Raw genomic sequence first — 18,026 nt, forward strand, 5'->3', positions numbered from 1 at the left:
ACACCTTAAATAAGAGCCTGCGTTTCAGGGAAGCCGAAACGAATATTTGCACACTGCATTGCCTGTGCGGCAGCGCCTTTGAGTAAGTTATCTTCTGCGGCGACCACAATCAGATGCTCGCCCTGCACGGCAAAGCCGATGTCGCAGAACGGCAGGCCAACCACGTTTTTCAACGCCGGCACGCCTTTGTCATACAGGCGCACCAGCGGTTTATCCGCATACGCCTGCGTGAAGACCTCGCTCACCTGTTCTTTGGTCACACCCGGCTTCAGGCGGCAGGTAATGGTTTCGAGGATCCCACGCGGGAAGCTGCCGAGGTGCGGGGTGAAAATTACATCCGCGCCCAGATGGGTGGTGATTTCAGGGTGATGGCGGTGATTAAACACGCCATACGGCTGAAGGCTCACTTCGCAGAAGCTGTTGGAGATCGCCGCCTTGCGCCCGGCGCCGCTCACGCCACTGGTGGCGTTGATCACCGGCCACTGATGCAGATCCAGCAGACCGGCGTCGATCAGCGGCTTCAGGGAAAGCTGCGCCGCCGTCGGGTAGCAGCCCGGCACGGCAATCAGATCCGCTTCTTTCAGTTTGTCAGCGCTCCACTCCGCCAGGCCGTACACCGCTTTTTCGAGCAGATCCGGGTGCTGATGGGTGAAACCGTAATATTTTTCGTAGAACGCGCTGTCGTTAACGCGAAACGCGCCGGAGAGATCAAAGACCACGCAGCCAGCCGCTAAAAATTGCGGTGCCAGGTCGTGGCTAACTTCATGCGCCGTGGCTAAAAACACAACGTCAACGCCGTCGGTGAACTCGCTGATGTCAGACATGGGCTGCAAAGGCAAATCAACCACGCCCTTAAGCTGTGGATGCAAATCGGAAATTAACTTTCCGGCATCATTGCTTTGCGCTGACACGGTCAAAGCGGTTATGGTCATATGAGGGTGGCGATTTACGTAGCTTACAAGCTCTGCGCCCGCATAACCGCTAGCGCCTACAATCAGCGTATTCAACATCGGGTTCCTTTATGCTCAACGATAATGTATTTTTATTCACATTTATTGCATGAATATTGATACTATCACGACCTAAGGTGTGTCAACAATGAAAATGAACTTACCGCCATTTATCGAGATTTACCGCGCCCTGATTGCCACACCCTCCATCAGCGCGACGGAAGAAGCCCTGGATCAGAGCAATGAGTCTTTAATCAATCTGCTGGCGGGTTGGTTTAGCGATCTTGGGTTTAACGTTGAGGTTCAGCCCGTCCCCGGAACACGCCACAAATTTAACCTGCTCGCCAGTACCGGACATGGCGCGGGCGGCCTGCTGCTGGCTGGCCACACTGACACCGTGCCGTTTGATGATGGCCGCTGGACGCGCGATCCGTTCACGCTGACCGAATATGACAACAAACTCTACGGTTTGGGCACCGCCGACATGAAAGGCTTTTTCGCCTTTATCCTCGACGCGCTGCGTGACGTGGACGTGACAACCCTGAAAAAGCCGCTCTACATTCTGGCGACCGCCGATGAAGAGACCAGCATGGCGGGCGCACGTTATTTCTCTGAAAACACATCGATTCGTCCTGACTGCGCGATCATCGGCGAACCGACCTCTCTGCAACCGATTCGGGCGCACAAAGGCCATATTTCTACCGCGGTGCGCGTGCTCGGACAGTCCGGCCACTCCAGCGATCCGGCGCGCGGCGTGAACGCCATCGAGCTGATGCATGACGCGATTGGCCGCATCATGACCCTGCGCGACGATCTGAAAGAGCGCTATCACTACGAGGCGTTCACCGTGCCGTATCCGACGCTAAACCTCGGCAGCCTGCACGGCGGTGATGCGTCCAACCGTATCTGCGCCTGCTGCGAACTGCATATGGATATCCGTCCTCTGCCGGGCATGACGCTGAGCGATCTGGATGGCTTACTGAACGAAGCGCTGGCACCGGTCAGCGAGCGCTGGCCGGGCCGTCTGACGGTCTCCGAACTGCATCCGCCGATTCCAGGCTACGAATGTCCGCCTGACCATCAACTGGTTCAGGTGGTGGAAAAACTGCTCGGCGAGAAAACCGACGTGGTGAACTACTGCACCGAAGCGCCGTTTATTCAGACGCTGTGCCCGACGCTGGTTCTGGGCCCTGGCTCCATCAACCAGGCCCACCAGCCGGACGAATATCTCGAAACCCGCTTCATCAAGCCCACTCGCGAACTCATTACCCAGGTTGTGCATCACTTCTGCTGGCATTAAAAACGCACCGAACAGTCCCCTCTCCCTGTGGGAGAGGGTTAGGGTGAGGGCAACAAATCGCATGATCTTCGTCACATTCCCATAAGCATCTCTTATCTGACGCAATACGAATTAAATTTCGTAAATTGCCCACATTTATTCGTTTGCTGAACCGTTTTCGCAGCAATTGACGACGGGGGTTTTACGTGGCTTTATAAAGGGAGATGACAAAATAATGTCCAGAAGATTTTCGCATGGGCATAAACAAAAATGATGGGGTGACTGGGTTTTTATGAACGAACAATATTCCGCGTTGCGTAGTAATGTCAGTATGCTCGGCAAAGTGCTTGGAGATACCATCAAAGACGCACTGGGGGAGAACATCCTCGACCGCGTTGAAACCATCCGCAAGCTGTCCAAATCTTCCCGCGCCGGTAACGAGGCCAATCGTCAGGAGCTGCTCACCACCTTGCAGAACCTCTCCAACGATGAGCTGCTGCCCGTTGCCCGCGCCTTCAGCCAGTTCCTGAACCTGGCAAACACCGCTGAGCAATACCACAGCATTTCGCCAAAAGGCGAAGCGGCCAGCAACCCGGAAGTCATTGCCCGCACCCTTCGTAAACTCAAAGACCAGCCCGACCTCAACGAAGCGACCATCAAAAAAGCGGTGGAATCCCTTTCGCTGGAGCTGGTGCTGACCGCACACCCAACCGAAATCACCCGTCGTACGCTGATCCACAAAATGGTGGAAGTGAACAACTGTCTGAAGCAACTGGATAACAAAGACATTGCCGACTACGAACGTAACCAGCTTATGCGCCGTCTGCGCCAGCTGATTGCCCAGTCCTGGCACACGGATGAAATTCGTAAGCATCGCCCAAGCCCGGTCGACGAAGCCAAATGGGGCTTTGCGGTGGTGGAAAACAGCCTGTGGGAAGGGGTCCCCAACTACCTGCGCGAGCTGAACGAACAGCTTGAAGAGAACCTGGGCTACCGCCTGCCGGTTGATTTTGTTCCGGTGCGCTTCACCTCCTGGATGGGCGGCGACCGCGACGGCAACCCGAACGTGACGGCGGAAATCACCCGTCACGTCCTGCTGCTGAGCCGCTGGAAAGCGACCGACCTGTTCCTGAAAGATATTCAGGTGCTGATCTCCGAGCTGTCGATGGTGGAAGCCACGCCGGAACTGCGCGCGCTGGCCGGTGAAGAAGGCGCCAGCGAGCCGTACCGTTTCCTGATGAAAAAACTGCGCGGTCAGCTGATGGCCACTCAGGCCTGGCTGGAAGCGCGCCTGAAAGGCCAGCGCCTGCCGAAGCCGGAAGGTCTGCTGAGCCAGAACGAACAGCTCTGGGAGCCGCTGTACGCCTGCTATAAATCGCTCCAGGCCTGTGGGATGGGCATCATTGCCAACGGCGAACTGCTCGACACCCTGCGCCGCGTGAAGTGTTTCGGCGTGCCGCTGGTGCGTATCGACGTTCGTCAGGAAAGTACCCGTCATACCGAAGCACTGGGCGAGCTGACCCGCTACCTCGGCATCGGCGACTATGAAAGCTGGTCAGAAGCCGACAAACAGGCGTTCCTGATCCGCGAGCTGAACTCCAAGCGCCCGCTGCTGCCGCGCAACTGGGAGCCAAGCAACGACACCCGCGAAGTGCTCAACACCTGTAAAGCGATCGTGGATGCGCCGAAAGGATCGGTGGCCGCCTATGTGATCTCCATGGCGAAGACCCCGTCCGACGTGCTGGGCGTTCACCTTCTGCTGAAAGAAGCCGGCATCGACTATGCCTTGCCGGTCGCCCCGCTGTTTGAGACCCTCGACGACCTGAACAACGCTAACGACGTGATGACCCAGCTGCTGAACATCGACTGGTATCGCGGCTTTATTCAGGGCAAACAGATGGTGATGATTGGCTATTCCGACTCCGCGAAAGATGCGGGCGTGATGGCAGCCTCCTGGGCGCAGTATCAGGCGCAGGATGCGCTAATCAAAACCTGCGAAAAAGCCGGTATTGAACTGACCCTGTTCCACGGACGCGGCGGCTCCATTGGTCGTGGCGGTGCGCCTGCACACGCAGCGCTGCTCTCTCAACCACCAGGAAGCCTGAAAGGCGGCCTGCGCGTGACCGAGCAGGGTGAGATGATCCGCTTCAAGTACGGCCTGCCGGAAGTGACCATCAGCAGCCTGTCGCTCTATACCAGTGCGATCCTGGAAGCCAACCTGCTGCCGCCGCCGGAGCCAAAAGAGTCCTGGTGCCGGATCATGGACGAGCTGTCTGACATCTCCTGCGACCTCTATCGCGGCTACGTGCGTGAAAACAAAGACTTTGTGCCTTACTTCCGCTCAGCAACGCCTGAGCAGGAGCTGGGTAAACTGCCTCTGGGTTCGCGCCCGGCCAAGCGTCGCCCGACCGGCGGCGTTGAATCCCTGCGCGCCATTCCGTGGATCTTCGCCTGGACGCAAAACCGTCTGATGCTGCCGGCCTGGCTGGGTGCCGGTGCGGCGCTGCAAAAAGTGGTGGAAGACGGAAAGCAGAGCGAACTGGAAACCATGTGCCGCGACTGGCCATTCTTCTCTACCCGTCTGGGCATGCTGGAGATGGTCTTCTCGAAAGCCGACCTGTGGCTGGCGGAATACTACGATCAGCGTCTGGTGAAACCAGAGCTGTGGGCGCTGGGTAAAGAGCTGCGCGAGCTGCTTGAAGGCGATATTAAAGTGGTGCTGGATATCGCTAATGACTCCCACCTGATGGAAGACCTGCCGTGGATCGCCGAGTCTATCCAGCTGCGTAACATCTACACCGACCCGCTGAACGTTTTACAGGCTGAACTGCTGCACCGTTCGCGTCTGGCGGAGGAGGAAGGTAAAGAGCCGGATCCGCGCGTTGAACAGGCGCTGATGGTAACGATAGCAGGCGTTGCGGCAGGTATGCGCAACACCGGTTAATGCTCAGTGCCCGGCAGCGCTACGCTTGCCGGGCACTTCTCGATCTTCCCCCTTCCCTGATCTCCCCCTCAATCTTTGCCACCGGTAAGGCAATCACGTTTCCCTTAGACGTAGCGCAACAAATGACCGGCACGCCGGGAGTAGAGTCACTCTTAGTGCAGTTCGAACAGGACAGAATTTACCTCAAACACTAAGGGAGTAATGTTATGGACCGTGTCATTCAATCCCCGGGAAAATACATCCAGGGCGCAGATGTTCTCACTCGCCTCGGCGACTACCTGAAGCCGCTGGCAAATCGCTGGCTGGTGGTGGGCGATAAATTTGTGCTGGGTTTTGCTGAAGAAACCCTGCGCCAGAGTTTTAAAAAAGCCGGACTCCATGCCGAAATTGCACCATTTGGTGGCGAATGTTCGCAAAATGAAATCGATCGCCTGAAAAAACTGGCCGACAGCGCTGACTGTCTGGCGGTGCTGGGTATCGGCGGCGGAAAAACGCTGGATACTGCCAAAGCGCTGGCCCACTTTATGGACGTGCCGGTGGCCATTGCCCCGACCATTGCCTCCACCGATGCGCCGTGCAGCGCCCTTTCCGTGATTTATACCGACAGCGGCGAGTTCGATCGCTACCTGATGCTACCGCACAACCCGAACATGGTGATTGTCGATACCAAAGTGGTGGCGGGCGCACCTGCGCGCCTGCTGGCCGCCGGGATTGGCGATGCCCTGGCAACCTGGTTTGAAGCGCGCGCCTGTTCGCGCAGTGGCGCCACGACCATGGCGGGCGGCAAGTGCACGCAGGCGGCGCTAGCGCTGGCAGAGTTGTGCTACAACACGCTGGTTGAAGAGGGCGAGAAAGCGATGCTGGCGGCGGAACAGCACGTGGTCACACCGGCTCTGGAACGCATTATCGAAGCCAACACCTATCTCAGCGGCGTGGGCTTTGAAAGCGGCGGGCTGGCGGCGGCGCATGCCATTCACAACGGCATGACGGCGGTGCCGGATGCGCATCATTTCTACCATGGTGAAAAGGTCGCGTTCGGCACGCTGACGCAACTGGTACTGGAGAACGCGCCGGTTGAAGAAATTGAGACCGTCGCCGCGCTTTGCCACAGTGTTGGGCTGCCGATCACGCTGGCGCAGCTGAATATCAAAGAGGATATTCCGGCCAAAATGCGGCTGATCGCGGAGGCGTCCTGTGCCGAAGGGGAAACCATTCACAACATGCCTGGCGGCGTAACGCCGGATCAGGTCTATGCGGCGCTGCTGGTGGCGGACCAGTACGGACAGCGTTTCCTTCAGGAGTGGGAGTAATAAAAAAGCCGGGTGGCGCTGCGCTTACCCGGCCTACATGGCACTTTAATTTGTAGGCCGGGTAAGGCGTAGCCGCCACCCGGCACAATGGCTACTTCACGTCAAACCGGTCCAAATCCATCACTCGCGCCCACGCGGCAACAAAATCACGAACGAACTTCTCGTGTGCATCACTGCTGGCGTAAACTTCGGCCAGCGCACGCAGGACTGCGTTTGAACCGAAGACCAGATCGGCGCGGGTCGCGGTGTATTTCACTTCCCCGCTGGCGCGATCGCTACCGGCAAACAGCTCGTTTGAGTCGTCGGTCGCTTTCCACTGGGTGTTCATATCCAGCAGATTAACGAAGAAGTCGTTGCTCAGCACGCCCTCGCGGTTGGTAAACACGCCATTCTTGCTGCCATCGAAGTTTGCACCCAGTACGCGCAAACCGCCGATCAGCACCGTCAGTTCCGGCGCAGTCAGGGTCAGCTGCTGGGCTTTGTCGATCAGCAGCGACTCCGTGGTGGATACATCCACCTGCGCACGGTAGTTGCGGAAACCGTCAGCAACCGGTTCGAGCAGGTTAAACATCTCGATGTCCGTCTGGTCCTGACGCGCATCCACGCGGCCCGGCGTGAACGGTACGTTGACGTAAACACCTGCGGCTTTCGCAGCCTGCTCAACGCCTACGACACCCGCCAGCACGATGATATCGGCCAGTGAAGCTTTGTTGGTGGTGCGCTGGATGGCTTCCAGAGCCGGTAACGCGCGAACCGCTGCGGCGTTCACATCCCAGTCGCGCTGAGGCGCCAGTGCCAGACGCGCGCCGTTGGCACCGCCGCGCTTATCGCCACCTCGGAAGGTTGAAGCCGACGCCCAGGCAACCGAAACCAGTTCGCTCACGGACAGACCGGATGCCACAATTTCCGCTTTCAGGCTTTCAATGTCTTCTTTCGACGGATTGAACACCGCCTGCGGCAGCGGATCCTGCCAAATCAGATCTTCTTTCGGTACTTCCGGGCCGATGTACCGCGCTTTTGGCCCCATATCGCGGTGGGTCAGCTTGAACCAGGCACGCGCAAAGGCTTCGTTGAAGGCCTGCGGATCGTTCAGGAAGCGACGGGAAATTTTCTCGAATTCCGGATCAAAACGCAGCGTCAGGTCGGTGACCAGCATGGTTGGCTTGCGTTTTTTCGACGGGTCGAACGGGTCAGGCATAATTTCCGGCGCATCCACGGCTTCAAACTGAATGGCGCCCGCCGGGCTACGCGTCTGCACCCATTCGTATTTGAACAGGTTCTCGAAGAAGTAATTGCTCCACTGGGTCGGGGTTTGAGACCAGATAACTTCCAGCCCGGAGGTGATGGCGTCAGCGCCAATACCGGTGCCGTGCGTGCTGGCCCAGCCCAGGCCCTGCGCTTCAATCGGCGACGCTTCCGGGTCAGTGCCCACGTGCGTGGCTTCACCTGCGCCGTGCGTTTTACCGAGCGTATGGCCGCCCGCAATCAGCGCGACGGTCTCTTCGTCATTCATGCCCATGTTGCCAAAGGTAGCGCGGATCGCCGCCGCCGCAGACAGCGGTTCACCGCTGGCGTTCGGCCCTTCCGGGTTAACGTAAATCAGGCCCATTTCGGTGGCCGCAAGCGGGCGCTTCGCCAGCGCTTCCGGGTCACGGTGGGTCAGCCAGGCTTTTTCATCGCCCCAGTTCACGTCCAGATCCGGTTCCCAAACGTCTTCACGCCCGGCACCGAAACCAAAGGTGCGGAAGCCGGAGTTCTCCAGCGCCACGTTACCCGCGAGGATAAAGAGGTCAGCCCAGGAGATTTTTTGTCCGTATTTTTGCTTAATTGGCCACAGCAGGCGGCGAGCCTTATCCAGGCTGACGTTATCCGGCCAGGAGTTCAGCGGTGCAAAGCGTTGCTGACCGCGTCCGGCGCCGCCGCGACCGTCAACGGAGCGATAGGTACCCGCACCGTGCCAGGCCATACGGATAAACAGGCCCGCATAGCTGCCCCAGTCGGCAGGCCACCACGGTTGTGAGTCGGTTAACAGTGCTTTGAGATCGCCCTTAAGGGCGGAATAGTCGAGCTTGCTGAATTCTTTGCGGTAGTCGAAGTCTTCACCCAGAGGGTTAGAACGGCTGGAGTGTTGATTAAGTAGATCGATGCGAAGTTGTTTAGGCCACCATTCTTTGCTGCCGGTACCTGCACCCGCGCTATGATCGACGCCGCCCTGGTGGAACGGACATTTGCCGGCGGATGCCGCGTTATTGGTCTCGTCTGACATGCTCATCGCTATGCTCCCTTTACAGTGTTACCGTTACGATATACACCACTAGCGATAAGAGATAGTTGAATTAATCCACAGATTCGATAGCTAATACCTTTTAACTCTCCGTTCGATTAAAAAACCCTCATTTTATGAGGGATTTTTACTTTACAGCGCCGGGCGAACACCGAGCGTATGGCAAATGGCGTAGCTCATTTCCGCGCGGTTCAGGGTATAGAAATGGAAATCTTTCACCCCTTCGCGACTTAAAATCTTCACCATGTCCATCGCGATATTGGCCCCCACCAGCTTACGGGTTTCCGGATCGTCGTCCAGCCCTTCGTACATTTTGGACATCCACAGCGGAATGCGCACGTTGGTCATATCTGCGAATTTCTTCGCCTGTTTGAAGTTCGAGACCGGCAGAATGCCAGGAATGATTTCGACATCAATACCCGCCGAGACGCAGCGGTCGCGAAAGCGCAGGTAGCTTTCCACGTCAAAGAAGAACTGAGTAATCGCGCGGTTAGCACCGGCCTCCACTTTACGCTTCAGGTTGAGCAGATCCGCCTGGGCGCTTTTGGCTTCCGGGTGAACTTCAGGGTAGGCAGCCACGGAGATATCAAAGTCGGCAACGTCTTTCAGCAGCCCGACCAGATCGGTGGCATACATCTCCGGCTTGCCGCTGCCTGGCGGGAGGTCGCCGCGCAGGGCCACAATGTGGCGAATGCCGTTATTCCAGTAGTCCTGGGCAATGGCGCGTAGTTCATCACGGGTGGCGTCGATACAGGTCAGGTGCGGTGCCGCTTCCAGACCGGTTCGATCTTTAATGCCCTTAATGATGCTGTGCGTGCGGTCACGCTCACCGGAGTTGGCGCCGTAGGTTACGGAGACGAACTTCGGCTTCAGGCTGCTCAGGCGATCGATAGAACTCCACAGGGTTTGCTCCATTTCACTGGTGCGCGGCGGAAAAAATTCAAAAGAGACGTTAATCTGGCCGTTTACTTCGGCCAGGCTCTGATTCAGGGCTTCCCGCTGGTTGGCGTGAAAAAAGCTCATACCTTACCTCTATCTTTCGCGTGTCGTTGTTTGTTGTGTTGTGAACTTCTATACGTTTAGACGTCCAGATGTAAAAATGACGGAAAAGCGGGATGACGTCAACAGAAATAATCAACATTAACGGTGAGGTTTGTTCAGGGAAGATGAAGGGCGTTCATGATGGGGGTGAGAAGCACGCCCTCTCCCCATTGGGGAGAGGGTTAGGGTGAGGGGTTACAGCAGCTTAGCCAGACGATTAATATCAGACTGAATGGCTCCGGCGGTGACATCGCGTCCCGCGCCCGGGCCACGGATCACCAGCGGGTTATCGCGATACCAGCGGCTTTCGATGGCGAAGACGTTGTCGCACGGCAGGAGCGCCGCCAGCGGATGTTCAGGACGCACCGCCTCCACGCCCACGCGCGCTTTACCGTTCGCCTCGAAGCGCGCCACGTAACGCAGCACCAGGCCCATCTCGTTAGCCGCTTCCAGACGTTGCACCATCTGCTCATTCAGCTCGTCGCCGTTCTCGAAGAAGTGATCGACGGACCCTTCCTCGCAGCCCGCAGGCACCAGCGACTCAACGCGTACCTGACCCGGCTCAATGTCGTAGCCGGCTTCACGCGCCAGGATCACCAGCTTGCGCATCACGTCTTTACCGGCAAGGTCAACGCGCGGATCCGGCTCGGTTAAGCCCTGCTGCCACGCCTGATCCACCAGGTCGGTGAACGGAACGGTGCCGTCAAACTGCAAAAACAGCCAGGAGAGCGTGCCGGAGAAGATCCCGCTCAGCGCCAGAATACTGTCGCCGCTTTCAATCAGGTCGCGCACGGTATGGTTCACCGGCAGGCCCGCGCCAACGGTGGCGTTATACAGCCAGTGACGGCCCGTTTTTTCGAATGCGTCATGGATCTGACGGTATTTATCAGTGCTGCTCGCGCCCGCCAGTTTGTTGGCGCTGATGACGTGGAAACCGTGGCTGGCGAAATCCAGATACTGATCGGCCAGCTGTTCGCTGGCAGTCACGTCCAGCACCACCAGATCGTCGTACGGGTGCGCGCGCATCCACAGGAACAGCGACTCTTCATCCTGCTCAACCGCTTCATCGTTAAAGAAGGCCAGCGCCCGGCTGGCGTCCAGCCCTTCGTAGTTCAGCAGGCTGCGGCGGCTGTCCACCACCCCTGCCAGAATAAATTCAAACCCGGTACGCGCCGAAAGCGTTACCTGCTCGCGGGCGAACAGCTCCAGCCAGCGGGAACCGATATTCCCTTTCCCGAACAGTACCAGGCCGATGCGTTTTTCCGCGCGGAACAGGGAGGTGTGCAGACCCTGAATCAGGCTTTCGGTTGGCCCTTTACGCAGCACGGCAACCAGACTGATGCCCTCTTCCGACTGCCAGGTGAACTCCACCGGCTGACCTTTCAGTTGCTGCCAGAAGCGGTGGCAGTGGAGCGGGTTACGGGTGACGCCCGCGCCCACCATCGCCACCAGCGCCAGCCCCTGACGCAGGCGAAGCTCGCCCGGCAGGCCCGCTTCATCCAGAATTTTCAGGGCGCTGTCCACCACTTCAGCGGTATAGCAGAACTGCAACAGCTGACGATCGTTATGTACGCCAACGGCCAGCGGACGCACCTGGGCACGTTTCAGGATGGTGTCGATATCTTTGTGTGCCAGTTTGAAATCCTGGCCCGCAGGCACCTGGAACTCAATCAGGCAGATGTCATCATGGCTGGTGACAATGCGCGCGCCCGTGCCGGATGCCAGCACGCGTTCAATGCGGGTGGAACCCTGATCCGGCGTGTAGCTACAGCGTAGTTGCAGGTCGATGTCGCTGCCGGAAACCGGCTGTAGCGTGCGCGCGTGCAGCACCGGGGCCGCCAGACGCGCCAGTTCGCTCGCTTCGTCGAGACGCAGCAGCGGCAGCAGGCAGGCATCTTTTACTTTGCGCGGGTCCGCGCTGTAGACACCGGCCACGTCGCTCCAGATGGTGACGCGGGACACGCCCGCCAGGGCGCCAATCTGCGTTGCCGAGTAGTCAGAGCCGTTACGGCCCAGCAGAACGGTTTCGCCAGCATTGCTGCGGCTGATAAAACCGGTGACGACAATACGTTTACCAGGATGTTGCACCAGCAGCTGTTGCAGCAGCGGGTAAGACAACCCTTCGTCCACCTGCGGCTGTGCGGCACGTTCGGCACGCAGGAAATCACGCGCGTCGAGCCAGGCGGCTTCCACACCAAGATGTTGCAGCACGGCGGCCATCAGGCGCGCAGACCACACTTCACCGTGGCCAACCACTTCCGCATACACTGCATCGGTAATGCCGCTGTCCAGCAGAGCGGCCAGACGCTCAAGGTCGTGCGTAAAAGCGCTAATCAGCCCGTCTGCCACGTCCGCAGGCAGCAAACCGGCAATCAGTTCACTCTGGTAACGACGTAAGGACTGTTGCACCTGATGCGCAGAGAGGCGATCGGTCTGGCTCAGTTTCAGCCAGCTAATCAACTGATTGGTGGTGCTGCCCGCCGCAGAGACAACCATCATGTCCCCCGGCTGTGAATACTCGGTCATGATCCCTGCGACACGCAGATAACATTTCACATCAGCAAGACTACTACCACCAAACTTGTGCAGCTGACGACCCTTCGTCCCTGCCTGCGCTATCACACTCATGATTACCCCTTGGCTGCGACCCGGAAGCCATTTTCCAGATCGGCAATTAAATCTTCAGAATCTTCAATACCGGTCGAGATACGCAGCAGCGTCTCGGAAATCCCGGCGGCGGCACGTGCTTCGGGTGCCATACCTGCGTGCGTCATGGTTGCGGCGTGGGAGATCAAGCTTTCTACTCCCCCTAAGGATTCCGCCAGCGTAAACAATGACAACCCGCTCAGGAAGCGACGCAGCGTTTGCTCGTCACCGTCCAGTTCAAAACTTAACATCGCGCCAAATCCTTTCTGTTGGCGCGCGGCAATCTCGTGCCCCTGATTTTCCGGCAGCGACGGGTGATAAAGCTTCTTCACCAGCGGCTGGGTTTTCAGGAAATCCACGATCGCCTGGGCATTACGCTGCGCCACGTCCATACGCGGCGACAGCGTACGGATGCCGCGCAACAGCAAATAGCTGTCGAACGCGCCCGCGGTGACGCCAATGTTATTGGCCCACCATGCCAGTTCGGTGACTACCTCAGGATCTTTGGCAATCACCACACCTGCTACTACGTCAGAATGGCCGTTCAGATATTTAGTGCATGAATGCAACACCAGATCGGCACCCAGTGCCAGTGGGTTCTGAAGGGCCGGACTGAGGAACGTATTATCCACTACACTTATCGCTCCCGCATCCCTTGCGAGCTGACAAATTTTCGCAATATCGACTACGCGCAACAATGGATTGCTTGGACTTTCCACCAGCACCAGCTTCGGCTGCTCGGCAAGCGCCTGTTTCAGCGCCTGTTCGTCGTTTTGATCGACAAACAGCACACGGTAGCAGCCACGTTTCGCCAGGCTATCAAACAGACGATAGCTGCCGCCATAACAGTCGTGCGGCGCCACCAGCAGATCGCCAGGTTTCAGGAACACCGTAGTCACCAGGTGAATGGCAGACATGCCGGTATTGGTTAATACCGCACCCGCGCCGCCTTCCAGTTCCGCCAGCGCGCGCTGCGTGACGTCACGCGTAGGATTGCCGCGACGCGAGTAGTCATGCGCGCGGGGTTCATTAAATCCGGTGAAATTATAGGTGCTGGAGAGATGAATTGGCGGGACAACGCAGCCGTACTGCTCGTCATCATTCAATCCGCTACGCACTGCGATGGTGGCCTGTTTACGCGTCATGGTGAGGCTTCCTGGCGAATGAGGTGAAAAGTCAGGCACCAGAGTAAACATTGAAAGTATGGACGTCAATACATCTGGACATCTAAACTTCTTTGCGTATAGATTGAGCAATGTGCAAATAGCCGTTAAAATTATATGCTTTAGGACACGCTACAGCGGCAATATCCGTGCCTCGGTATCGTCTCTACGGTAAACTACGCAAGATTACGGTTCAAAACTGATGGTTACCGGTTTTGCACCTTTAGATTAATGACTGAGAGGATTAAAGGTATCTCATGGCTGAATGGAGCGGCGAATATATCAGCCCATACGCTGAGCACGGTAAGAAGAGTGAGCAAGTCAAGAAAATCACGGTGTCCATTCCTCTGAAGGTGTTGAAGATCCTCACCGATGAACGTACGCGTCGTCAGGTGAACAACCTGCGTCACGCCACCAACAGCGAACTGCTGTGCGAAGCGTTCCTGCATGCGTTTACCGGCCAACCGTTGCCGAACGATGACGATCTGCGCAAAGAGCGCAGTGACGAAATTCCAGAAGAGGCGAAGGTGATCATGCGTGAACTGGGTATCGACCCGGATACGTGGGAATACTGATAAGCGGATACAAAAAAGGCACCTTGCGGTGCCTTTTTTTCGGGAAACTTATTTAGCGCCCGGGATGCTGAAACGCTTGTTGAAGCGGTCAACACGGCCACCGGTTGCAACATCACGCTGCTTACCAGTGTAGAACGGGTGGCATTTGCCGCACACGTCCAGGTTCAGATCGTGACCCACGGTAGAGCGGATCTGGATAGAGTTACCGCAAGAGCAGTTTGCAGTAATCATTTCGTATTTCGGGTGAATATCTTTTTTCATGGGAGAACCTCAGTTAAGGCCGCGTCGCTCTTCCAGCCCTAACGCCAGACACCACGCGATGTTGAATGTAAGTTCTTTGGCGTAAAATACACCAAAGGCGGCGAATCATACAGAATTTGACCAACGTATGCAAACTGATCCGCACGCCGCTTTCACTAATGTGTATACTAACGCGCCACTTTTCAAGTCAGGAAGATTCGATGCCCGTCGCTCACGTTGCCCTGCCCGTTCCGCTTCCCCGCACCTTTGACTACCTGCTGCCCGACAGCATGAGCGCCAAAGCGGGCTGTCGCGTGACCGTGCCGTTTGGCAAACAGCAGCGCGTGGGGATCGTGGTGTCCGTCAGCGAACACAGCGAACTGCCGCTTAACGAGCTGAAATCGGTTGTTGAGGTGCTGGACAGCGAGCCGGTTTACTCCACCAGCACCTGGCGGCTGCTGCTGTGGGCGGCAGATTATTATCATCATCCGATTGGCGACGTGCTGTTCCATGCCCTGCCCATTATGCTGCGCCAGGGCAAGAGCGCCAGCCACGCGCCAATGTGGTACTGGTTTGCCACCGAGCAGGGCCAGGCTGTGGACATTAACAGCCTGAAGCGCTCGCAGAAACAGCAGCAGGCGCTGGCCGCGCTGCGCCAGGGAAAAATCTGGCGCCATCAGGTCGACGAGCTTGAGGTAAGCGAAACCGCGTTGCAGGCATTAAGGAAGAAAGGGTTGAGCGAGCTGGCCAGTGAAGCACCTGCCCTTCACGACTGGCGCGACGGCTTTTCCGTCTCGGGCGATCGCCTGCGTCTGAATACCGAGCAGGCCACCGCCGTGGGCGCGATTCACAGCGCCGCCGATCGTTTTTCCGCCTGGCTGCTGGCGGGCGTCACCGGCTCCGGTAAAACCGAAGTATATCTGAGCGTGCTGGAAAACGTGCTCGCGCAGGGCAAACAGGCGCTGGTGATGGTGCCGGAAATCGGCCTGACGCCGCAAACCATCGCGCGTTTCCGTGAACGCTTTAATGCGCCCGTTGAGGTTCTGCACTCCGGCCTGAACGACAGCGAGCGCCTCAGCGCCTGGCTGAAAGCGAAAAACGGCGAAGCAGCAATTGTGATCGGCACCCGTTCATCGCTGTTTACGCCCTTTAAAAATCTCGGCGTTATCGTAATCGATGAAGAGCATGACAGCTCCTATAAACAGCAGGAAGGCTGGCGCTATCACGCCCGCGACTTAGCCGTGTACCGCGCCCACAGCGAGCAAATCCCCATTATTCTCGGGTCCGCCACCCCCGCGCTTGAAACGCTGCACAACGTTCGCCAGCGTAAATACCACATGCTGCGCCTGACGCGCCGTGCGGGGAATGCCCGCCCGGCCATTCAGCATGTGCTGGATTTGAAAGGCCAGCAGGTGCAGGCCGGGTTAGCGCCTGCGCTGATTAGCCGCATGCGCCAGCATTTGCAGGCGGGCAACCAGGTGATCCTGTTCCTGAACCGCCGCGGCTTCGCGCCTGCGCTGCTGTGCCACGACTGCGGCTGGATCGCGGAGTGCCCGCGCTGCGATCACTACTACACCTTCCACCAGGCTCAGCGCCATTTACGCTGCCACCACTGCGACAGCCAGCGTCCGGTCCCCCGTCAATGCCCGTCCTGCGGCTCAACGCACATCGTGCCGGTCGGTCTGGGAACGGAACAGCTTGAACAGGCGCTCGCGCCCTTCTTCCCGGACGTACCCATCTCCCGTATCGACAGGGATACCACCAGCCGTAAAGGGGCGCTGGAGCAGCAACTGGCGGAAGTGCATCGCGGCGGCGCGCGCATCCTGATTGGTACTCAGATGCTGGCGAAAGGGCACCACTTCCCGGACGTGACGCTGGTCGCCCTGCTGGACGTCGACGGCGCGCTGTTCTCCGCGGATTTTCGCTCCGCCGAGCGTTTCGCCCAGCTTTATACCCAGGTTGCCGGTCGCGCTGGTCGAGCGGGTAAGCAGGGCGAGGTGGTGCTGCAAACGCACCACCCTGAACATCCGCTGCTGCAAACTCTGCTGCACAAAGGCTATGACGCCTTCGCGGACCAGGCGCTGGCCGAACGTCAGACGATGCAGCTTCCCCCATGGACCAGCCACGTTATCATCCGTGCGGAAGATCATAATAACCAGCAGGCTCCGCTGTTCCTGCAACAGCTGAGAAACCTCCTGCAAGCCAGCCCGCTGGTGGATAATCAGCTGTGGATTTTAGGCCCGGTACCCGCGCTCGCCCCGAAACGCGGCGGCCGTTTCCGCTGGCAACTGTTACTTCAGCACCCCTCGCGTATCCGTTTACAGCAGATCGTCAGCGGCACGCTGGCGCTGATCAATACCCTACCGGAAGCGCGAAAAGTGAAGTGGGTTCTTGACGTCGATCCGATTGAAGGCTGAAGACGGATCGAAAAATTTAATGCGCCTCACACTTTTTATGAAAATTCTGTAACCGATTCCATTAACTATCTGTAAAAATGGTGCTGTCCGCAGTTCGGTGTTCAGGCGAGGAGAAGACGTTGAAGTCCAGGAAAGAGGTTGCCTCGGCGACCATGAAAGACGTTGCCGAGAAAGCACAAGTCTCAACAGCAACCGTGTCCCGCGCATTGATGAACCCTGACAAAGTCTCCCAGGCGACCCGAAACCGGGTTGAAAAGGCGGCGCTTGAGGTCGGTTATTTCCCGCAAGCCATGGGGCGCAACGTTAAACGCAACGAATCCCGCACCATCCTGGTGATCGTGCCGGATATCTGCGATCCCTTCTTCAGCGAAATCATCCGCGGCATTGAGGTCACGGCCGCCGCCCAAGGCTATCTGGTGCTGATTGGCGATTGTGCTCACCAGAACCAGCAGGAAAAAACGTTCATCGACCTGATCATCACCAAGCAGATTGATGGCATGCTGCTGCTTGGCTCACGCCTGCCGTTTGATGCCAGCATTGAAGAACAGCGCAATTTACCGCCGATGGTCATGGCGAACGAATTCGCGCCGGAGCTGGAGCTGCCAACCGTTCATATCGATAACCTCACCGCCGCATTCAACGCCGTGAACTATCTTCAGGAACTGGGGCATAAGCGTATCGGCTGTATCGCCGGACCAGAAGAGATGCCGCTGTGTCATTACCGCTTGCAGGGCTACGTTCAGGCGCTGCGCCGTACCGGGGCTATCGTCGATCCGCACTACATTGCGCGCGGTGATTTCACCTTTGAAGCGGGCGGGCAGGCGCTGGAAAAATTGCTGGCCTTGCCAGAACCGCCCACCGCGGTCTTCTGCCACAGCGACGTGATGGCGCTGGGGGCGTTATCCTACGCCAAACGTCACGGCCTGCGCGTGCCGCAGGACCTGTCGATAATCGGTTTTGATAATATTTCACTTTCGGAGTTTTGCGATCCGCCGCTTTCGACCGTTGCACAGCCGCGGTATGACATCGGCCGTGAAGCGATGCTGCTTTTGCTGGATCAGCTGCACGGTCAATCAGTTAGCAGTGGGTCACGGCTACTGGATTGTGAGCTGATTGTGCGCGGCTCTACCCAGGCATTAACTTAAAGTAAATACCTTTCGACACCCTTATCTGGTCA

The 18,026-nt window shown here is 57.7% G+C and carries 12 protein-coding genes; 6 read left to right on the forward strand and 6 right to left on the reverse strand.

The window, feature by feature from the left end:
- Window positions 1-5 precede the first annotated feature (5 nt).
- On the reverse strand, window positions 6-1,010 hold the full coding sequence (argC, locus tag LOC22_RS10050) for an N-acetyl-gamma-glutamyl-phosphate reductase (protein WP_015569957.1): 1,005 nt from the start codon (window positions 1,008-1,010) through the stop codon (window positions 6-8).
- 88 nt (window positions 1,011-1,098) lie between these two features.
- On the opposite strand from argC, the gene argE reads away from it, so the two are divergent.
- From argE to gldA, 3 genes are all read left to right on the forward strand, one after another.
- Complete coding sequence (argE, locus tag LOC22_RS10055) at window positions 1,099-2,250, forward strand: acetylornithine deacetylase (protein ID WP_230239516.1); 1,152 nt, start codon at window positions 1,099-1,101, stop codon at window positions 2,248-2,250.
- Window positions 2,251-2,521: 271 nt separating this feature from the next.
- A complete protein-coding gene (ppc, locus tag LOC22_RS10060; RefSeq protein WP_017383108.1) occupies window positions 2,522-5,173 on the forward strand; it encodes a phosphoenolpyruvate carboxylase in 2,652 nt (883 codons plus the stop codon).
- A 206-nt stretch (window positions 5,174-5,379) separates the two neighbouring features.
- Window positions 5,380-6,483, forward strand: a complete 1,104-nt coding sequence (gldA, locus tag LOC22_RS10070; RefSeq protein ID WP_003862047.1) for a bifunctional L-1,2-propanediol dehydrogenase/glycerol dehydrogenase — start codon at window positions 5,380-5,382, stop codon at window positions 6,481-6,483.
- A 91-nt stretch (window positions 6,484-6,574) separates the two neighbouring features.
- Here gldA and katG read toward each other — a convergent pair whose 3' ends face one another.
- The 4 genes from katG to metB form a co-directional block, all read right to left on the reverse strand.
- Window positions 6,575-8,755, reverse strand: coding sequence for a catalase/peroxidase HPI (gene katG, locus LOC22_RS10075; protein ID WP_045142634.1), 2,181 nt, complete (start codon window positions 8,753-8,755; stop codon window positions 6,575-6,577).
- Window positions 8,756-8,899: 144 nt separating this feature from the next.
- Window positions 8,900-9,790, reverse strand: coding sequence for a methylenetetrahydrofolate reductase (gene metF, locus LOC22_RS10080; protein ID WP_032104303.1), 891 nt, complete (start codon window positions 9,788-9,790; stop codon window positions 8,900-8,902).
- Window positions 9,791-10,003: 213 nt separating this feature from the next.
- Entirely contained in the window at window positions 10,004-12,436 is a 2,433-nt protein-coding gene (locus LOC22_RS10085) for a bifunctional aspartate kinase/homoserine dehydrogenase II (protein WP_017383103.1), read from the reverse strand.
- Window positions 12,437-12,438: 2 nt separating this feature from the next.
- Window positions 12,439-13,599, reverse strand: a complete 1,161-nt coding sequence (metB, locus tag LOC22_RS10090) for a cystathionine gamma-synthase (protein ID WP_015569951.1) — start codon at window positions 13,597-13,599, stop codon at window positions 12,439-12,441.
- A gap of 275 nt (window positions 13,600-13,874) precedes the next feature.
- On the opposite strand from metB, the gene metJ reads away from it, so the two are divergent.
- Window positions 13,875-14,192 carry a met regulon transcriptional regulator MetJ gene (metJ, locus tag LOC22_RS10095; protein WP_006179183.1) on the forward strand — a complete coding sequence of 106 codons (318 nt, stop codon included), beginning with the start codon at window positions 13,875-13,877 and terminating at the stop codon, window positions 14,190-14,192.
- A gap of 48 nt (window positions 14,193-14,240) precedes the next feature.
- Here the strand turns inward: metJ and rpmE are convergent, their stop codons facing one another.
- The gene (gene rpmE, locus LOC22_RS10100) at window positions 14,241-14,453 is read right to left on the reverse strand and encodes a 50S ribosomal protein L31 (protein WP_003862040.1); all 213 of its coding nucleotides are present in this window, start codon (window positions 14,451-14,453) and stop codon (window positions 14,241-14,243) included.
- A 200-nt stretch (window positions 14,454-14,653) separates the two neighbouring features.
- Between rpmE and priA the strand changes: the two genes are divergently transcribed.
- Together priA and cytR are read left to right on the forward strand one after the other, a co-directional pair.
- Window positions 14,654-16,849, forward strand: a complete 2,196-nt coding sequence (priA, locus tag LOC22_RS10105) for a primosomal protein N' (RefSeq protein ID WP_015569950.1) — start codon at window positions 14,654-14,656, stop codon at window positions 16,847-16,849.
- Window positions 16,850-16,968: 119 nt separating this feature from the next.
- On the forward strand, window positions 16,969-17,994 hold the full coding sequence (gene cytR, locus LOC22_RS10110) for a DNA-binding transcriptional regulator CytR (RefSeq protein WP_017383100.1): 1,026 nt from the start codon (window positions 16,969-16,971) through the stop codon (window positions 17,992-17,994).
- Window positions 17,995-18,026 lie beyond the last annotated feature (32 nt).

The sequence above is a fragment of the Enterobacter sp. AN-K1 genome, assembly GCF_020971765.1.
Lineage (GTDB): Bacteria > Pseudomonadota > Gammaproteobacteria > Enterobacterales > Enterobacteriaceae > Enterobacter > Enterobacter hormaechei_C.